The 18,593-nt window shown below is 63.8% G+C and carries 19 protein-coding genes and 1 pseudogene; 14 read left to right on the top strand and 6 right to left on the bottom strand.

All coding sequences use genetic code 11. The features are described from left to right. Window positions 1-6: 6 nt before the first annotated feature. On the bottom strand, window positions 7-1,218 hold the full coding sequence (locus tag BX591_RS01365; RefSeq protein WP_111928956.1) for a putative DNA modification/repair radical SAM protein: 1,212 nt from the start codon (window positions 1,216-1,218) through the stop codon (window positions 7-9). Window positions 1,219-1,417: 199 nt separating this feature from the next. On the opposite strand from BX591_RS01365, the gene BX591_RS01360 reads away from it, so the two are divergent. The 11 genes from BX591_RS01360 (at window position 1,418) to BX591_RS01310 (ending at window position 11,313) form a co-directional block, all read left to right on the top strand. Next, window positions 1,418-2,020: a 2'-5' RNA ligase family protein gene (locus BX591_RS01360; RefSeq protein WP_111928955.1), complete on the top strand. Its 603-nt coding sequence runs from the start codon at window positions 1,418-1,420 to the stop codon at window positions 2,018-2,020. A 162-nt stretch (window positions 2,021-2,182) separates the two neighbouring features. Further along, window positions 2,183-2,584, top strand: a complete 402-nt coding sequence (locus BX591_RS01355; protein WP_111928954.1) for a DnaJ family domain-containing protein — start codon at window positions 2,183-2,185, stop codon at window positions 2,582-2,584. Next, the gene (gene tadA / locus BX591_RS01350) at window positions 2,581-3,222 is read left to right on the top strand and encodes a tRNA adenosine(34) deaminase TadA (protein WP_111928953.1); all 642 of its coding nucleotides are present in this window, start codon (window positions 2,581-2,583) and stop codon (window positions 3,220-3,222) included. The genes BX591_RS01355 and tadA overlap by 4 nt, the downstream gene beginning before the upstream one ends. Before the next feature lie 28 nt (window positions 3,223-3,250). Continuing rightward, window positions 3,251-4,177 carry a muramoyltetrapeptide carboxypeptidase gene (gene ldcA, locus BX591_RS01345; RefSeq protein WP_111928952.1) on the top strand — a complete coding sequence of 309 codons (927 nt, stop codon included), beginning with the start codon at window positions 3,251-3,253 and terminating at the stop codon, window positions 4,175-4,177. A gap of 320 nt (window positions 4,178-4,497) precedes the next feature. Continuing rightward, a complete protein-coding gene (locus tag BX591_RS01340; protein WP_111928951.1) occupies window positions 4,498-5,250 on the top strand; it encodes a GntR family transcriptional regulator in 753 nt (250 codons plus the stop codon). Window positions 5,251-5,587: 337 nt separating this feature from the next. Next, window positions 5,588-7,069, top strand: a complete 1,482-nt coding sequence (locus tag BX591_RS01335; protein WP_111928950.1) for an NCS1 family nucleobase:cation symporter-1 — start codon at window positions 5,588-5,590, stop codon at window positions 7,067-7,069. A gap of 30 nt (window positions 7,070-7,099) precedes the next feature. After that, window positions 7,100-7,966, top strand: coding sequence for an aspartate/glutamate racemase family protein (locus BX591_RS01330; protein WP_111928949.1), 867 nt, complete (start codon window positions 7,100-7,102; stop codon window positions 7,964-7,966). Between the two features lie 282 nt (window positions 7,967-8,248). Beyond that, window positions 8,249-9,199 carry an allantoinase PuuE gene (puuE, locus tag BX591_RS01325; RefSeq protein ID WP_111928948.1) on the top strand — a complete coding sequence of 317 codons (951 nt, stop codon included), beginning with the start codon at window positions 8,249-8,251 and terminating at the stop codon, window positions 9,197-9,199. Next, complete coding sequence (gene uraD / locus BX591_RS01320; protein ID WP_111928947.1) at window positions 9,196-9,717, top strand: 2-oxo-4-hydroxy-4-carboxy-5-ureidoimidazoline decarboxylase; 522 nt, start codon at window positions 9,196-9,198, stop codon at window positions 9,715-9,717. Before puuE ends, uraD begins: the two co-directional genes overlap by 4 nt. A gap of 73 nt (window positions 9,718-9,790) precedes the next feature. Further along, on the top strand, window positions 9,791-10,804 hold the full coding sequence (alc, locus tag BX591_RS01315; protein ID WP_111928946.1) for an allantoicase: 1,014 nt from the start codon (window positions 9,791-9,793) through the stop codon (window positions 10,802-10,804). After that, window positions 10,801-11,313: an ureidoglycolate lyase gene (locus BX591_RS01310; RefSeq protein ID WP_035545975.1), complete on the top strand. Its 513-nt coding sequence runs from the start codon at window positions 10,801-10,803 to the stop codon at window positions 11,311-11,313. Before alc ends, BX591_RS01310 begins: the two co-directional genes overlap by 4 nt. A gap of 145 nt (window positions 11,314-11,458) precedes the next feature. Here BX591_RS01310 and BX591_RS01305 read toward each other — a convergent pair. From BX591_RS01305 to uraH, 4 genes and pseudogenes are all read right to left on the bottom strand, one after another. Further along, window positions 11,459-11,608, bottom strand: a pseudogene (locus BX591_RS01305) (type II toxin-antitoxin system HipA family toxin); the annotation flags it as partial. Then, window positions 11,605-11,736, bottom strand: a complete 132-nt coding sequence (locus BX591_RS01300) for an XRE family transcriptional regulator (protein WP_111928945.1) — start codon at window positions 11,734-11,736, stop codon at window positions 11,605-11,607. The gene BX591_RS01300 and the pseudogene BX591_RS01305, both read right to left, overlap by 4 nt. A 129-nt stretch (window positions 11,737-11,865) precedes the next feature. After that, a complete protein-coding gene (locus BX591_RS01295; RefSeq protein WP_105510662.1) occupies window positions 11,866-13,059 on the bottom strand; it encodes a urate hydroxylase PuuD in 1,194 nt (397 codons plus the stop codon). A gap of 319 nt (window positions 13,060-13,378) precedes the next feature. Continuing rightward, the gene (gene uraH / locus BX591_RS01290; protein WP_074283346.1) at window positions 13,379-13,732 is read right to left on the bottom strand and encodes a hydroxyisourate hydrolase; all 354 of its coding nucleotides are present in this window, start codon (window positions 13,730-13,732) and stop codon (window positions 13,379-13,381) included. 186 nt (window positions 13,733-13,918) lie between these two features. Here uraH and BX591_RS36320 point away from each other — a divergent pair, with 186 nt between their 5' ends. Further along, window positions 13,919-14,104 (top strand): hypothetical protein, encoded by a 186-nt coding sequence (locus BX591_RS36320; protein ID WP_167444484.1) that lies wholly within the window; start codon window positions 13,919-13,921, stop codon window positions 14,102-14,104. Between the two features lie 154 nt (window positions 14,105-14,258). After that, window positions 14,259-15,647 (top strand): 8-oxoguanine deaminase, encoded by a 1,389-nt coding sequence (locus BX591_RS01285; RefSeq protein ID WP_111928944.1) that lies wholly within the window; start codon window positions 14,259-14,261, stop codon window positions 15,645-15,647. Between the two features lie 92 nt (window positions 15,648-15,739). Here BX591_RS01285 and BX591_RS01280 read toward each other — a convergent pair whose 3' ends face one another. After that, on the bottom strand, window positions 15,740-16,672 hold the full coding sequence (locus BX591_RS01280) for a LysR substrate-binding domain-containing protein (RefSeq protein WP_064269273.1): 933 nt from the start codon (window positions 16,670-16,672) through the stop codon (window positions 15,740-15,742). 251 nt (window positions 16,673-16,923) lie between these two features. Here BX591_RS01280 and BX591_RS01275 point away from each other — a divergent pair, with 251 nt between their 5' ends. Beyond that, window positions 16,924-18,525, top strand: coding sequence for an ABC transporter ATP-binding protein (locus BX591_RS01275; RefSeq protein WP_111928943.1), 1,602 nt, complete (start codon window positions 16,924-16,926; stop codon window positions 18,523-18,525). Window positions 18,526-18,593 lie beyond the last annotated feature (68 nt).

Below are 18,593 nucleotides of genomic sequence, written 5' to 3'. Positions count from 1 at the left end.
GTCAATTCAAAGCAGTGCCAGTTGAACCGGCGGCGCGGTCAACAGCCGACGCAATTGCGCGGAGGAGGCATCGTGCATTGCCGCGCGATAGTCCTGCGTCACGACGAACGGCTTGATCTTCTGCAGCGGGCAGCGCAAGCGCACGAGGTCTTCATAGCGTACCCGCCGCGAGCGCCGCAATTCGACCAGCCGTTTCGCGTTGCGTAGGCCGATGCCCGGCACACGCGCGATCATGCGCAGCGGCGCACGGTTCAGATCGACCGGAAATTGTTCGCGATGGGCGAGCGCCCACTGGAGCTTGGGATCGATTTCGAGTGACAGATTGCCGGGCTGCTCGAACAGCTCCTCGACGCTGAAACCATAGGCGCGCAACAGAAAATCCGCCTGATAAAGCCGATGTTCGCGCAGCAGCGGCGGCGCCTGGGCGGGCACCGCGGACGGACTGTCGGGAATCGGGCTGAAAGCCGAGTAGTACACGCGCTTGAGCCGGTAGGCGCCGTACAGCGTGCTGGCGGCTTGAAGAATCGTGCTGTCGTTCGTCTGATCGGCGCCGACGATCATCTGCGTGCTTTGGCCCGCGGGCGTGAAGCTAGGCGCGGTGGTATCGCTTTGCGCTTCTTCCTGCGCGAGGCGGATCGAGCCCATGGCGAGCTTGATGGTGCGCACGCTCTTTTCCGGCGCAAGGCGCGCGAGGCCGGCCTCGGTCGGCAACTCGATGTTCACGCTCAAACGGTCGGCGTAACGGCCGGCGAGAGCAAGCCACTGCGGGTCGGCGTCTGGAATCGTCTTCAGATGAATGTAGCCGCGAAACCGATGGTCCTCGCGTAACGACTGCGCGACGCGGACCAGTTGCTCCATGGTGTAGTCCGCCGAGCGGATGATGCCGGAGCTGAGAAACAGCCCGTCGACGTAATTGCGCCGGTAAAAATCCAGCGTGAGGGTGACGACCTGCTCGGGCGTGAAGCGCGCGCGAGGCACATTGCTCGAACGCCGGTTGACGCAGTATTGGCAGTCGTACAGACAGAAGTTGGTGAGCAGGATTTTCAGCAGCGAGACGCAGCGACCGTCTGGCGTAAAACTATGGCAAATGCCGGCGCCGGTGCTGGCACCCACACCGTCTACCCCGCGCGAGCCGCGTTTGGGTGCGCCGCTGCTGGCGCACGAGGCATCGTATTTCGCCGCGTCGGCCAATATCTCCAGCTTTTTGAGCAGTTCCACGTTGCCGCCAATACTGTATGGATGTACAGTATTGTACGTAAGCGGCCCACTTACGCAAGCGCTTTCTGGCGGTCCCGACTTGCAGCCTCGACTGGCAGTCCCGACTACGCGACCAGCGGCTTGATCGGCCGCTCGCGGCCAGCCACACTCAATCAACGGAGAGTTATCGTCATGCCGGCTTCACCCGGTCAGGAGCACCATGCCTGAACAATTCTGGCTGCCCGGGCTCGAGGCGCCCCCTACACCGACAGACGGCCTGTTTTTCGCGGTTTTCCCCGATACCCAGACGGCCGCCGGCGTCGCGAAGTTCGCGCAACAGTTATGCGTCGAGGCGCGCGTGCGCAGCAAGCCGCTGGCGGCGGGGCGCTTGCACGTCACGTTGCAGCACCTCGGCAATTTCGCGGGTGGTCTACCGCAGGCGCGCGTCGACGCGGCGATGCAGGCGGGGGCTTCCATTCGCATGGAGCCGTTTACCGTCGAGTTCGATTCGGTGGTCAGCTTCGCGGCGCGGCCACGGGCGGGACCCTTGGTGCTGGGCGGCGGCGCGGGCGTGGCGGGTTTGCATGCCCTTCACGACGCACTCGCTGCGGCTTTGCGAGGCGCGGGTGCCGGAGATGCGGCGCTCCCGGCAACGGTGCCTTACACGCCGCATGTCACGCTCGCTTACGGCATGCCCTGGGCGGCGACACGTCCCATCGAACCCGTCAGTTGGAACGTGCGTGAATTTGCGCTGATGCACAGTTTGCTCGGGCGTACCCGGCATGTCGTGCTCGCGCGCTGGCGGCTGGCGGGCGTCGTTTGACGGGACGTGCGGCGCCGCTGCCATGTACGTGCTGCCTCGATTGCGCCGCTACGCCTCTGAAATACACGGAATCTCAAAACCAGGCGGTTTCGTCGGTCTGCGAGCCGAAACCGTCGCGTGCTCCCTGATAGAATGCTCGGGCCGCAACGTAGTGGATTGCAGATGAAATTGCTTGACGCGCTAGTCGAACAGCGTATTGCCGCCGCAGCCGCGCGCGGCGAGTTCGATGCCTTGCCGGGCGCAGGTGCGCCGCTACCGCTCGGGGACGATGCAATGGTCCCGGAGGAGGTGCGGGTCGCCAACCGGATTCTGACAAACGCGGGCTTCGTGCCGCCCGCTGTCGAACAGTTGCGCGCCTTGCGCGACCTGCAAGCGGAGTTGAATGCCGTGAGCGACCCGACTACCCGTTGCCGTTTGCAGGCGCGCATGCTGGCGCTCGACATGGCGCTCGAGTCGCTGCGCGGCGGTCCGCTGGTGTTGCCGCGTGAATACTGCCGGCGTATCGCTGAACGTCTGTCGGAGCGCGCGGGTCATCTCAACGCGGCAGATGCGGGTTCGCGGTGAGCGGGCCGCTTGATGTGTGCGCCGCGTCGTCGGGTTCGGAATCGGCTTCGGCTTCGGTCGACCGCGTCCCTGAGCCTGGCGACGCTTCGAGTGTTTCGATTCCACCCATCTCCGAACGCGATCGGCGCTTCATGGCACTCGCCCAGGCCGCCGCCGAACAGGCGCGCGCAGCCGGCGAAGTGCCGGTCGGCGCCGTGCTGGTGCGAGGCGACGAGGTCATCGCCACCGGCTTCAATCATCCGATCGGCGCGCATGACCCGTCGGCGCATGCCGAAATGGTCGCCTTGCGCGCCGCTGCGCAGGCGGTCGAGAACTACCGTCTGCCGGGTTGCGAACTCTACGTCACGCTCGAACCTTGCCTGATGTGCGCGGGCGCGATCATGCACGCGCGCATCGCGCGCGTCGTGTTCGGCGCGCGCGATCCGAAAACCGGCGCGTGCGGCAGTGTCGTCGACGCGTTCGCGAATCCACAATTGAATCATCACACCTCGGTGACGGGCGGCGTGCTCGAAACCGAATGCGGCGCCGCGCTCAAATCGTTCTTCGCCGAACGGCGGCGCGCCAGCCGGGAAGCGCGCGCGGCGGCGCGGGCCGATGCCGGCGAATCCGACACACCAGGCTCGGCCGAGCCGCTCTAAACACAACAACATCGAACGGACTTCACCCATGACTGTCCATCGCACCATCGAACTGATCGCGCCGTCCGGCTATCCCCATGACCCGGAGGCGGTGCATCGCGCGTTGCAGCGTTTTCATGCGCAAGGGCATCGGGTTGAAGGCGTGGAGGTGACGAAGCGTCGATACCAGCGGTTCGCGGGCACCGACGGCGAGCGCGCGGCCGACCTGAACCGGCTCGCCGACCCGGCGCGTGCGCTGCCCGATATCGTGCTGGCGGTGCGTGGCGGCTACGGCGCGGCGCGGATACTGCACGGTCTCGACTACGAAGGGCTACAGCGGCGGCTGACCGATCAGCCGGTCGCGCTGGTGGGGCATAGCGATTTCACCGCGATCCAGCTTGCGCTGCTGGCGCGCGCTGGCGTCAAAACCTTCGGTGGCCCGATGATCACGAGCGATTTCGGCGCCGAGGAACTCAGCGAATTCACCCTGCAGCACTTCTGGTCGGCGCTGACGAAGCCGACCATGACCGTCACCGGCACGACGCCGCAAGCGCACGCGGTCAACGTGTCGGGCATGCTGTGGGGCGGCAATCTGGCGGTGTTGACGTCGCTGATCGGTACGCCCTACATGCCGCCGGTGCAAGGCGGCATTCTGTTTCTGGAAGATGTGAACGAGCAGCCGTTCCGGGTCGAGCGGATGATTTATCAACTGCATCTGTCCGGCATTCTCGCGCAGCAGCAGGCGCTCGTGCTGGGCGACTTCTCCGGCGGCAAGGCCTACGACTACGACAACGGTTACGACCTGCACGCGATGATCGAGCAGGTGCGCTCGGTGATCGGCATTCCGGTCGTCACCGGGCTGCAATTCGGGCATGTCCACAACATGCTGACGCTGCCGGTCGGGGCGGAGGCCCATCTCGTCGCGGATGCGCACGGCTTCAAACTGAACCTGTCGGGGTATCCGACGCTGGCCTGAAGGTGAGGCGGCGTGGAGCAGGGGAGCGGGCGTTTTGCCCGCTTTTTTGAGTCTCTACAACGCAACTAACTGTCAGGTTTTCAAGCATCTAGCCGAGCAGCCAGACCGTGAAGGTCTCCCGATTTTGTTGACAAAAACTGCCGCCAATACACAACCATCCGCTCATCTATTTAAACTGATACTGAAGCTGAACAGGCGTTGCAGCCCTATGGACTGGCTCGCAGCCCAGAACCCTCACCGCGATTGGCGATATTCAGGATAAAAATTGTTGACAATCTTTATGTCCATCCTAAGATGACCAACATACCGGGAAACACATCATGTCCGACTCAGATTCCGCGGCCGTCAACAGTTCGAAGCCTGAAGCGATCGCCGAGCGCATCCGCGCCGCGATCCTCGAGCATCGGCTCGCGCCGGGCGCCAAGCTGACCGAAGCCCAGTTGTGCGAAGTGTTCGGCGTGAAGCGCGGCCCGATCCGGCAAGCGCTCGCGCAGTTGGCGACCGATCATCTCGTCGATCTCGAAGCGAATCGCGGGGCGTTCGTCGCGAGTCCGTCGCTGCAGGAAGTGCATGAAGTGTTCGAGATGCGTCGCATCATCGAGCTGGCGGTGGTGGAAAAGATTTGCAACGGTCACGGCATGCGGCGCCTGAAGAACATCGGCGGCATGATCGGTCGTGAACGCAAGGCGTTCGAGACCCGTGATTTTCCGGCGTGGATCCGGCTGTCGGGCGAGTTCCATACCGAGTTGGCCGGCCTTACCGGCAATGCCGTGCTGTGTGATTGTCTGAACGGACTGGTGGCGCGCTCCACGCTGATTTCCGCGTTGTACGAGTCCCTCGGACGCAGCCCCTGTTCGTTCGAAGATCACGAAGCCATTCTCGCCGCGCTCGACGCCGGCGATGCCAAAGAGGCGGCGGCCCTGATGTCGCGCCATTTGCAAAGCGTCGAGTTGAAGATGCTGGAGCGCCCCGCACGCGGCGCGGCCGATCTGCAGGAAGTGTTCGGCGCGCTCGATAGCGCGTCGAAAGAATCGTCCAACGGCAAGTCCAGAAGCAAGTCCGCGCCAGGCTGAGGCAGGCGGCCGGTGCGCGCCCGTTCGTGGTGCGCGCCGCACTGAGTTGAACTGAACCGAATCAGGTGTTGCAAGGCGGCTCGTCGTGAGCGCTGCCGGCTTGCGCACGCGTGTCCGTCGCCGGGAGACGGAACTCGAGCAGCGACGCAGCGCCGGCCCTCCGCGGTGGCAGGCGAGGCGATAACCACAAGTACGTCAGTACGGAGACACCCGCGGCGCGGCCAGACCGATGGCGCCGGCTTGTTCGCTCCCGAGTGGGCGAGCAGCGCGCGGTTGGCATGGCCGATGCAACGTCCTTCGATGCGCTTTTCGACGGTCCCTATCCCAAGGAGGAATCATGGCTCAGTTCAGTGCGGCGCCCGGCGCTCCAGCAGTTCACGCTTACGCGGAGGACGGCGCGTCCGGCGATCCGTCGATGCCGGCAGGCTACAGCGAGCGGCTTTACAACGAAGATCTCGCGCCGTTGCGTCATCAAACCTGGGGCGCGTACAACATCTTCGCGTTCTGGATGTCGGACGTGCACAGCGTCGGCGGTTATGTGTTCGCGGGCAGTCTGTTCGCGCTCGGCCTGACGAGCTGGCAGGTGCTGATCGCGCTGCTGGTCGGCATTACGATCGTCAACCTGTTGTGCAACCTGATCGCGAAGCCGAGCCAGGCGAACGGCGTGCCTTATCCGGTGGCGTGCCGCGCGACCTTCGGCGTACTGGGCGCCAATATTCCCGCGGTGATTCGCGGCCTGATCGCGGTCGCGTGGTACGGCATTCAGACCTATCTTGCGTCGAGCGCGCTGGTGATCGTGGTGCTGAAATTCGTCCCGCAACTGCTGCCGTATGCCGACGTGCATCACCATGGCTTCATGGGGCTGTCGACGCTCGGCTGGAGCGGCTTCATGCTGCTCTGGGTGTTGCAGGCGCTGGTGTTCTGGCACGGCATGGAGACCATCAAGAAGTTTATCGACTTCGCCGGGCCGGCCGTCTACGTGGTGATGTTCATGCTCGCGGGCTACATGGTGTATCGCGCGGGCTGGCGCAACATCGGCATCAATCTGGGCGGCGTGAAGTATCACGGCATGGCCGTGGTACCGGTGATGATCACGGCGATCTCGCTGGTGGTGTCGTACTTCTCCGGGCCGATGCTGAATTTCGGCGACTTCTCGCGCTATGGAAAAAGCTTTCGTAGCGTGCAGCGCGGCAATTTCTGGGGACTGCCGGTCAATTTTCTGGCGTTCTCGCTGGTGACGGTGGTCACGACCGCAGCCACGTTGCCGGTGTTCGGCGAACTGATCACGGACCCGGTGGAAACCGTGGGGCGGATCGACTATCCGACCGCGGTGATTCTCGGCGCGTTGACGTTCACCATCGCGACGATCGGCATCAACATCGTCGCCAACTTCGTCTCGCCGGCGTTCGATTTTTCGAACGTCGCGCCGCGACTGATCAGCTGGCGCATGGGCGGCATGCTGGCGGCGGTGGCGTCGATTTTCATCACGCCGTGGAATCTGTTCAACAACCCGGCCGTCATCCACTACACGCTCGACGTGCTCGGCAGTTTCATCGGACCTTTGTACGGCGTCCTGATCGTCGACTACTACCTCGTGAAACGCCAGAAAATCGTGCTCGACGATCTGTACACGGTCGCGCCCACCGGTTCGTACTGGTATCGCAACGGCGTCAACTACCGGGCCGTGGGCGCGTTGCTGCCGGCCGCGCTGATCGCCGTGCTCTGCGTGATGGTGCCGACGCTCGACGATATGGCGAATTTCTCGTGGTTCATCGGCGCGGGGCTGGCTGCGCTGTTCTATCGCGTGCTCGCACGCTGAGTCTTGACGCTGCAGGCAACAGGAGTCGATATGCGCATCAAACTGATCAACCCCAACACGACCCAGCGGATGACCGACGCGATGGGCCGTTGCGCGCGCGACGTCGCCGCGCCGGGCACCGAAGTGATCGCGGTGAATCCCACCATGGGACCCCCGTCGATCGAAGGCTATTACGACGAAGCGCTCGCGACGCCGGGCTTGCTGGCCGAAGTCATGGCCGGCGAGCGCGAAGGTTGCGACGGCTACGTGATCGCCTGTTTCGGAGACCCCGGTCTGTACGCCGCGCGCGAGCTGGCGCGCGGTCCGGTGATCGGCATCGCGGAAGCGGCGATGCACGCGGCGAGCGTGCTGGCGCCGGGCTTTTCGGTGGTGACGACGCTGGCGCGTACCTGCGGGATGGCGTGGCATCTCGCCGAGCGTTACGGCATGAAGCGGTTTTGCCGCAACGTCCGCGCCACCGACGTCGCCGTGCTCGATCTCGACCAGCCGGGTTCGGCGGCGCGCCGCATCATCCTCGACGAATGCCGGCGCGCGCTCGCGGAGGACGGGGCGGATGCGATCGTGCTCGGCTGCGCCGGCATGGCCGAGTTGTGCGCCGAGATCGAGGACGCGCTGGGCGCACCGGTCGTCGAAGGCGTGACGGCTGCCGTGAAGTGGGCTGAAGCGCTGATTGCGCTGCGTCTGTCGACGGCCAAGCGCGGCGACTACGCGAGGCCGCTCGCCAAGCGCTATGACGGCGCGCTGGCGGCCTTCAGTCCGACCGATGCCGACCCGAACCCGCGCGTGCCGCGCGGGTCGGCCGCAAGTTCTGCCGCGAATCCGCAAGAAAGTGCGCAAACCGTTGATTCGCTGCGGGTAAACGCTAAAAAACCGGGCCCGCACATACATTCGGTCTGACACGCACTATCTGCCCGGGTGTATGGGCGCACCCGGGTGTTTTCGCTACACTGGTCCCACTCCGCGCTGGGGCCGCGACAGGCTTTTTACCGTTGCCAGCCGCGCTGCGCCGAGTGGGTTTTTCGCCAGTACCGCCGTAACTTGCAGGTAAGACTCGCAACCCGAACGCGCAGCGAAAACGCGCAGGCAAACGTTGCGGTCGCAACCTGTCGGCCGGACCGCGCCGATCCACGCCAGACCCCACGCGAATTTTACGTACCGTCACCACGCATCCGTCAAACCATGCCACTCGACCCGAACTACCCACGCGATCTGATCGGCTACGGCCGCCACCCGGTGCAGGCCAACTGGCCGGGTCAAGCGCGTGTCGCGGTGCAATTCGTTCTGAATTACGAAGAAGGCGGTGAAAACTGCGTATTGCACGGCGACCCTGGCTCGGAGCAGTTTCTGTCGGAGATCGTCGGCGCCGCGGCTTACCCGGCGCGTCACATGAGCATGGAGTCGATCTACGAATACGGCTCGCGCGCGGGCGTCTGGCGCATTCTGCGGGAGTTCGACAAGCGCGGCCTGCCGCTCACGGTGTTCGGTGTCGGCATGGCGATCGAACGCAATCCGGAAGTCGCGCGCGCGTTCGTCGAGCTCGGCCATGAAATCGCCTGCCACGGCTATCGCTGGATTCACTATCAGGACATGGCGCCGGAGAAAGAGGCGGAGCACCTGCGCCTCGGCATGGAAGCGATCGAACGCGTGACCGGCGAGCGGCCGCTCGGCTGGTACACCGGCCGCGACAGCCCGAACACGCGCCGTCTGGTCGCCGAACACGGCGGCTTCCTGTACGACTCGGATTACTACGGCGACGACCTGCCGTTCTGGATGGACGTCGAAGTCACGGGCGGCGCGAAGGTGCCGCAACTGATCCTGCCGTACACGCTCGACACGAACGACATGCGCTTCGCGAGCCCGCAGGGCTTCAACACGGCGGACCACTTCTTCACCTATCTGCGCGACGCATTCGACGTGCTGTACGAAGAGGGCGACGAAGCGCCGAAGATGCTGTCGATCGGCATGCACTGCCGCCTGCTCGGACGCCCTGGGCGGTTCCGCGCACTGCAACGTTTTCTCGATCACATCGAACAGCACGATCGCGTGTGGGTGACGCGGCGCGTCGATATTGCGCGCCACTGGCGCGAACATCACCCTTACCAGCAAAACAACCGCGGGGCTGCGGCATGAAGGCGATGCAATACACTCTGGACCAACTCAACAGCACCTCGACCGACGCGTTCGTCGCAGCGCTGTCCGGTATTTTCGAGCACTCGCCGTGGGTCGCGGAACTCGCCGCCCAGCAACGGCCGTTCGCCAGCATCGACGACTTGCATCGCAAGATGTCGTCGCTCGTCGAAACCGCGGGCGAAGCGAAACAACTGGCGCTGATCAATGCCCACCCGGAACTTGCCGGCAAAGCTGCGGTACGCGGCGAGCTGACAGCCGAGTCCACCCGCGAGCAGAGCGGCGCGGGCCTCGCGCAGTGCACCCAGGAAGAGTTCGACAAACTGGTCGCGCTGAATGGCGCCTATCGCGAGAAGTTCGGCTTTCCGTTCATTCTCGCGGTGCGCGGCTTCGACCGCCACGGCATCATCGCGAACTTCGAGGCGCGCGTGAACAACAGCCGCGCCGACGAATTGCGCGCAAGCCTCGATCAGATCTACCGCATCGCACGTTTCCGGCTCGACGACCTGATCGACGCGTGACGCTTCATTCACGCGTCGCGGACCCCGAGCCGAAACGTTTTTTCAGCACTAACAAACATTAAGGAAGACAAAGATGGCACTCCCGATTCTCGACCCCAATGCACCGGAATTCACGCGCCGTTATGTGAATCTGGCGGACCCGCGTCTGGGCGCACAGGCGCTCGAGACCAGCGACGATTTCTTCGCGCCGAAGGAACGCATGCTGAATCCGGAGCCGGCCGTTTTCATTCCGGGCAAGTACGACGACCACGGCAAATGGATGGACGGCTGGGAAACCCGCCGCAAGCGCGCGAACGGCTACGACTGGTGCGTCGTGAAGCTGGCGCGTCCGGGCGTGATCAAGGGCCTCGATCTCGACACCAGCCACTTCACCGGCAACTTCCCGCCGGCCGCTTCGGTGGAAGCCGCGCGCGTGGTGGACGGCGTGCCGAACCAGTCGACCCAATGGACCGAAATCGTGCCGTCGACCTCGTTGCAGGGCAACAGCCATCACTATCACGAAGTCAACGACACGAACGCGTACACGCATTTGCGCGTAAACATCTATCCGGACGGCGGTATCGCGCGTCTGCGGGTGTACGGTCAGCCGCAGGTGGATTGGGCCGGCGCGAGCCGCACCGACCAGTTCGACCTGGCCGCGATGGAAAACGGCGCGTACCTGGTCGCGGCGAATAACCAGCACTTCGGCGCCGCATCCACGATCCTGATGCCGGGCCGTGGCGTGAACATGGGCGACGGCTGGGAAACGCGTCGCCGTCGCGAGCCGGGCAACGACTGGGCGATCGTCGCGCTGGCGCAACCTGGCGTGATCAGGAAGATCGAAGTCGACACGGCTCACTTCAAGGGCAACTATCCGGATCGCTGCTCGATCCAGGCCGCGTACGTGACGGGCGGCACGGACAGCTCGCTGATCACGCAAGCCATGTTCTGGCCGGTGCTGCTGGGCGAACAGAAGCTGAAGATGGACAACCAGCATTACTTCGAAAGCGAAATCGCGGCGCTGGGTCCGGTGACGCACGTGCGCTTCAACATCATTCCGGACGGCGGCGTTTCGCGTCTGCGTCTGTGGGGTACGCTCGCATCATGAAAACGCTCGCGATCGAACCGTTGACGAAAGAAGCGTTCGCCGCGTTCGGCGACGTGATCGAACTCGAAGGCGCGAAGCAGATTCCGATCAACCTCGGCACGACGATCCGCTTTCACGATCTCGCGAAAGTGGACGTGACCGACGAGAACGGTCGCACGCTCGTGAACCTGTTTCGCGGACAGCCGCGCACGCTGCCGTTCGAGGTGAAGATGCTCGAACGTCATCCACTGGGCAGTCAGGCATTCGTGCCGTTGAACGACAAGCCGTATCTGGTCGTGGTGGCGCCGGCGGGCGAGCTGGACGAGTCGGCGATTCGCGCGTTCGTGACGAGCGGCTGGCAGGGCGTCAACTACGCGAAGGGCGTGTGGCACCATCCGCTGATCGCTTTGGGCGACGTGAGCGACTTTATCGTGGTCGATCGCGGTGGAGATGGACTCAACCTCAATGAGCAGGATCTGGCCGAATCGCTGTGGCTCACGGAAGATGCGTTGAGTGCGGTGGCGGTTTGAGGTTGATGGCTGCCTGAATGTTGTGACAAGCCGGTCGATGTAAAAAAAGCCTACGGTGTTTGCCGTGGGCTTTTTGCATTGGTGGGGCGAAAGGAGCGCATCTTCATTACCGCTTCGCAGCCCGCTAGTGACGCTCGCCGAGAAGCGGCCAGCGCCAGGCTTCTTCGCGCACCGGTATGGTCAGGCTGACGACATCGACCGCGCTCGCGTCGCGGTGGTACTTGAGGACATAGTCGTCACGCTCGCGATAGAGCGTGGCGACGTTCTTGCCCAGGACCTGAAAGTCGAGCTTCATGGATTCGCGTCCGGCGAGCGTTGTTCGGCGAGGATGTCTTCAAGCGTGCGCCTATGCCCATGATGCGCCACGAACTTGAGGTCGTCGCCCGCTGCTTCGAGCAGGCGCAAGAGCACGGACACGCTCATATCCAGATCTAAGCCTGAAGTCTCAACAATTCCCCGCCTGCCGACAACAAAAAAGCGGGCTTTCCGCTTACGCAAAAAGCCCGCTTCCTGGTCCAGACCAAAACCGGGCACGCAGCCCGGTCAAACTCATTACTTCGCAGCGCCGCCTTCGAACCACGCGGCGATCTTCATCCGCTCGTCGTCAGTCATGTGCGTCACGTTGCCGAGCGGCATCGCTTTCAACGTCACCGCCTGCTGATAAATCCGCTGCGCGTTCTGCGAGATTTCATCGGGCGTATCCAGCAGCACGCCGGCCGGTGCGCTGCCCATCATCGTCGGATGCGCGGAGTGGCAAGCCACGCAGCGTTGCTGCAGCACCGGCGCGATGTCGGCCACCTTCACCGTCGGCGCATTCGCGGCTTGCGCTTGCGGCACGACCGGCTTCGGCATGGTCCAGAAGAGGGCGCAGAACATCAGCACGATGCCGACCAGCGGCAGATACCACAGCACCTGGCCACGGTGACGCATCACGAAGAACTGGCGAATCAGCGCGCCCGCCAGCATGATGATCAGCAGCACGGCCCAGTTGTACGGATGCGTGTACGTCATCGCGTAGTGGTTCGACAGCATCGCGAACACCACCGGCAGCGTGAAATACGTGTTGTGCACCGAGCGCTGCTTGCCGCGCTTGCCGTAGATCGGGTTCGGCGTGTCGCCCTTGAGCATCGCGTCGACCATCTTGCGTTGGCCCGGAATGATCACGAAGAACACGTTGGCCGACATGATCGTCGCCAGCATCGCACCCATGATCAGGTACGCCGCGCGGCCCGCGAAGATGTGGCAGGCGAGCCATGCCGCGATCAGCACGTACACGCCGACGCAGATACCCAGCACCTTGTCTTTGTTGCCCAGAATGCGGCACAGCGAGTCGTAGACGATCCAGCCGGCGGCGAGGAAACCGAGTGCCGACGCCACGGCGACCACCGGGCCCATGTCCATCACGTTCTTGTCGATCAGATACGTGGACGGCGAGAACAGATACAGCACGGTGAACAGACCAAAGCCCGACAGCCATGTCGTGTACGAAGGCCACTTCGACCAGTGCAGATCTTCCGGCATTTCCGGCGGCGCGACGGTGTACTTCTGCATGTTGTAGAAGCCACCGCCATGCACGTGCCACAGTTCGCCGAACACGCCGCGCTTGCGCTGGTTCGGATCGGTCGGCGGTTTCAGGCTGTTGTCGAGCGCGACGAAATAGAACGACTCGCCGATCCACGCGATCGCGGCGATGACGTGAAACCAGCGAATCGCCAGATTCAACCAGTCGGTGATAAATCCTTCCATGAACTCCTCCACTTCTGATTCGTTGTACGCGCAACGACGGCGGGCGCCTTGGGTGACCCGGCTGTCGGGTCGTCGGCGAAGATGACGTCGCTGCGCAGACTGCGGGGTGAAAGACGCGATGCGCTCAGTTCGCACGGCGTCGTTTTTAATGTGTCTTCGTGTCGGATCGGATCAGGCCGGTCGAGCCGTCAGCGTTCTTCGATTGCGTTTCGCGGGTGCTTGCGGTTGAACCGTGCAGGCATCTGCGCAATGCAATCGGGCGTGAACGTCAGGGCGCCAACTCGACCGGGTCTCCTCCGGGTCTCGCGGCAGACGCTCCCTAGCTGCCCCGATACGTGCTGTACGACCACGGCGACACCAGCAGCGGCACGTGATAGTGCGCGCCGGCATCGGCCACGCCGAAGCGCAACACGACACGATCGACGAAACGCGGCTCCGGCACCTTCGTGCCGATCGACGCGAAGTAATCGCCGGCACCGAACACGAGTTCGTATTCGCCCGGCACTAGCGCGTCGCCCTCGAGCAGCGGCTGGTCGCAGCGGCCGTCGTCATTGGTGGTGGTGGTTTTGAGCGCGCGGCGGGTGTCGCCTGAGAGCGCGAAGAGTTCGACCTTGATGCCCGCGCCGGGACGGCCGTTCGCGGTGTCGAGCACATGGGTAGTGAGCTTTCCCATTCGCAATTTTCCTTATGTGAATGCGAGGTTTCGGCGGCAGCCCGATCCAGATACGTTTGCGGCGGATCGAGGCTCCACGTCAGTGGCTACATACCCGTCGGCGAATTGAAGCGAGCGCCGTGGCAGCCATTGTAAAAAGGTTGTTCCGCTCAGCGCGCCCGAGATAGGAAAGATAATACCTGGCGCATGACAGACAGCCTGCTGAAAGCCACGGCGAGTCTATTCGGTCGACTGTTGCCGGTTGTTTCGATCGTACCGGGGCCAAAAAAGGCCCACTATATCGACAGCCTGAACTTGAGTATCGCTATGGCGCGAGTTGTCAGCATTATTTTGGCCGTCGAAGGTTACACCCGTGCGCTGCAGCAACCCTGAGCCGAGGCGGCTCGAACGCGGCGCACGCCCCGAAGACGGCGTAATACGCTGGGTAACCGGGCCAACGGCGTTCGACGGGACGCGACGGCACGGTAGCGTGCCGTCACATCGCGTTCGGACGACTTTGCACGGAAGCATTAAAGCGGAGAAGCGAATGACGATGGAACAGACGGCTGGCAAGCCGAAGAAAACGATGCTGGTGAAGCACGCGGACGTGCTGGTCACGATGGACGGCGCCCGGCGCGAACTGCGCGACGGCGGCCTGTATATCGAGGACAACCGCATCGTCGCGGTCGGACCGACGGCGGAGTTGCCGCAAACGGCCGACGAAGTGCTGGACATGCGTGGGCATCTGGTGATCCCGGGGCTCGTGAACACGCACCATCACATGTATCAAAGCCTGACGCGGGCGATTCCCGCCGCGCAGAACGCCGAGCTGTTCGGCTGGCTGACGAACCTCTACAAGGTGTGGGCGAACCTCACGCCGGAGATGATCGAAGTCTCGACGCTGACGGCCATGGCCGAGCTGCTGCTGTCCGGTTGCACGACTTCGAGCGACCATTTGTACATCTACCCGAACGGCAGCCGTCTCGACGACAGCATCGCCGCGGCGCGCCGGATCGGCATGCGTTTTCACGCGGCGCGCGGCAGCATGAGTGTGGGGCAGAAGGACGGCGGTCTGCCGCCGGATTCGGTGGTCGAACGTGAAGCGGACATTCTGAAGGACACGCAGCGCCTGATCGAGACGTATCACGACGAAGGGCGCTACGCGATGCTGCGCGTGGTGGTCGCGCCATGCTCGCCGTTCTCGGTGAGCCGCGATCTGATGCGCGAGTCGGCGGTGATGGCGCGCCAGTACGGCGTGTCGATGCATACGCACCTGGCGGAGAACGTCAACGACATTGCATATAGCCGCGAGAAGTTCGGCATGACGCCGGCGGAGTATGCGGAAGACCTCGGCTGGGTCGGTCACGACGTATGGCACGCGCACTGCGTGCAACTCGACGATGCGGGCATCGAACTGTTCGCGCGCACCGGCACTGGCGTCGCGCATTGTCCGTGCTCGAACATGCGGCTCGCGTCGGGCATCGCGCCGATCAAGCGAATGCGTCTCGCGGGCGTGCCGGTGGGTCTCGGCGTGGACGGTTCGGCGTCGAACGACGGCGCGCAGATGATCGCGGAAGTGCGGCAGGCGTTGCTGTTGCAGCGGGTCGGCTTCGGACCGGATGCGATGACCGCGCGCGAAGCGCTGGAAATCGCCACGCTGGGCGGCGCGAAAGTGCTCAATCGCGACGACATCGGCGCGTTGGCGCCGGGCATGGCGGCGGACTTCGTGTCGTTCGATCTGAAGCAGCCGCTGTTTGCCGGCGCCTTGCACGACCCGGTCGCGGCGCTGGTGTTCTGCGCGCCTTCGCAGGTGAGCTATAGCGTGATCGGCGGCAGGGTGGTGGTGAAGGACGGCCAGTTGGCGACGCTGGAACTCGGGCCGGTCATCGAGCAGCACAACCGGCTGGCGAAGACGCTGTACGAGGCAGCGGCCTAATAGAACGGAAAGAGCGGAAAGAACGGAAGGCAGAGAAGCGGAGTTGCCGGCGGCCGCCATCAAACGGCTGCCGATAACCCGCGAACAACCCTTTAAGGCTTGTCGATCAAGGTCTTGGTCGCTTCGGCGACCAGACTGCGCAACCAGCGCACTTCGTCGGAATAATGCACGCGCTCGTGCCACAACTGGTAGTACTGCATCGGCGGGAAATCGAGCGGCGCGGGTACCACGGTGAGCGGCAGGAACTTGGCGTAGTAGTCGGCAAACAGGCGCGTCGTCGTGAAGATCAGGTCGGACTTGATCAGCACGTACGGCGCCAGATTGAAGTACGGCAGGGTCACGACCACATGACGCTTGAGCCGTTCGCGTGCGAGGTGCACGTCGATCGCGCCGCGTTGGCCCACCGAATACGGAGTCGGCGCAAGATGCGGTGCATTCAGGTACTGGTCGAGCGTCAACCCGCCGCGTTTGGCGAACGGATGGGTGTTGCTCATCAGGCAGACGATCTGATCGACGAACAGGTTCGACAGGTGCAGTTGCTCCGGCGGTTCCGGCCAGTTGCCGACCACGGTGTCGAGCTTGCCGTCCTCGAGCGCGAGTTCGTAGTCGAAGGCGGGCCCAAGCGAATGAAACTCGAGCGTCGCGTTCGGCGCGGCCTGACGGAAGCGTTCCACCACCGTCGGCACGAACAGCACGTTCAGGTAGTCCGGGCAGCCGATGCGGTAACAACGGATCGAGGTCGCCGGATCGAAATTGTGCTGCTGGAACTTGATGCGTTCGATTTCGCGCAGCGCGTTCTGCACCGGTTCGAGCAGGCGCAGACCGTATTCGGTCGGCACCATGCCGGATTTGCCGCGCACCAGCAGCGGGTCGCCGGTGATGTCGCGCAAACGGCGCAGCGCCGCGCTGATAGCGGGTTGCGATTGATTCAGTTTGACGGCCGCGCGCGTGACGCTGCGTTCCATCAACAGGGTGTGCAAGACGCGTAAAAGATACGTATCGATCGCCTCGCGTTGCTGACTCATGACTTCTCCGAAATATATGTTCTGGCTGATCGTACGGGCGTGGGGGTATATGCGTTTTAATATGAACTCGGGTTCACGTCAAGGGAGGGATACCCGCAGATCGCGCAGTGGCGTGGGTTTGCGGGGAATTTTGATGGCTCGACTGAGTGGGTCGAATTAGGTATTGTCATCCGGTTAAGGTGACGGATCGTCTGCCGGCAAGGCGGCCGGCCGCGCTGTAACCGGCAGTCACTGACGTACTACGGAATCACATGAGCGACTCTTTTCATAGCGACGGCGCCGCCGCGCAGCCGGCAACCAGGCCGGAACAGGCGGCGCCCCGGTTGATGCTTCAGGGCATCACCAAACAGTACCCGGCCGTGCGAGCCAACGACGACGTCACGTTGATCGTCGCGCCAGGTGAAATCCATGCCGTGCTCGGCGAAAACGGCGCCGGCAAAAGCACGCTGATGAAGATCATCTACGGTGCGGTGCGGCCCGATGCCGGCGAGATTCGCTGGGAGGGCCAGGCGGTCGAGATCGCCAGTCCGGCGGCGGCGCGCAAGCTCGGCATCGGCATGGTGTTCCAGCATTTTTCGCTGTTCGAGACGCTCACGGTCGGCGAAAACATCGCGCTCGCGTTAGACGAACCCTTCGATCTGAAGACGCTCGCCAAACGGATTCGCGAAGTCTCCGCCGACTACGGCCTCGACATCGACCCGCAGCGTCACGTGCATAGCCTGACGGTGGGCGAGCGGCAACGCGTCGAGATCGTGCGTTGTCTGCTGCAGAACCCGCGTCTGCTGATCATGGACGAACCGACTTCGGTGCTCACGCCGCAAGCGGTCCGCAAGCTGTTCGCGACGCTCAGGCGTCTCGCGGCCGAAGGCTGCAGCATCCTCTACATTAGCCACAAGCTCGACGAAATCCAGGAGTTGTGCGACACCGCCACAGTCATGCGCGGCGGCCGCGTGACGGGTCATGTGAAGCCGAAGGGCGAAACGCACGCGTCGCTCGCGCAGTTGATGGTGGGCCATTCGCTACCCGATTACACGCGGCGCGAACACAATCCGGGTCCGGTGCTGCTCGACGTCAAGGCGCTGTCGGTCGCGAGCGACGACCCGTTCGGCACCTCGCTCGACAACGTGTCGTTCGGCGTGCATGCCGGCGAGATTTTCGGCATTGCGGGTGTGTCGGGCAACGGTCAGGCGGAGCTGTTGTCGGCGTTGTCGGGCGAAAAGCGGGGCGTGCGCGCCGACGCGGTGACGATTTGCGGCAAGGCGGCCGGGCGCCTCGGCGCGGGCGGCCGGCGCGCACTCGGTTTCGGCTTCGTTCCCGAAGAGCGGCTCGGCCGTGGCGCGGTGCCGGCCATGACGCTGTCGGAAAACGCGCTGCTTACCGCGCATCGGCAGCAAATGGTGAAGTCGGGCTGGATCAATGCAGGTGCGATGCGCGCGTTCGCGAAACGCTGCATCGACGCGTTCGACGTGCGTTGCGGCGGCGCCGAGGCGCTCGCGCAAAGTCTGTCCGGCGGCAATCTGCAGAAGTACATCATGGGCCGCGAAATTTTGCAGGCGCCCAAGGTGCTGGTGGTCGCGCAACCTACATGGGGCGTCGACGTCGGCGCGGCCGCGTTCATTCGTCAGCAGTTGCTCGATCTGTCGGCGCGCGGCGTGGCGATTCTGGTGATCTCGGAGGAACTGGAGGAGTTGTTCGATATCTGCGACCGCATCGCGGTGCTCGCGGGCGGCCGGCTCTCGCCGGTGCGCGCCACCGGCGCAACCAACGCCGAGGAAATCGGCCGCTGGATGGCGGGCCTGTTCGGCGGCCGCGAAGGCACGGCGCCGTCGGCGGAACAGGCGGCGCATGCGTGAGGGTGGGCGCGATGCCAACGCCAACGCCACCGCCAGAAAGTTCGCTCCATAAAACCAGAACCTGAACG

Source organism: Paraburkholderia bryophila (genome assembly GCF_003269035.1).
Classification (GTDB): Bacteria; Pseudomonadota; Gammaproteobacteria; order Burkholderiales; family Burkholderiaceae; genus Paraburkholderia; species Paraburkholderia bryophila.
This window is presented reverse-complemented; position numbering and strand designations above follow the sequence as displayed.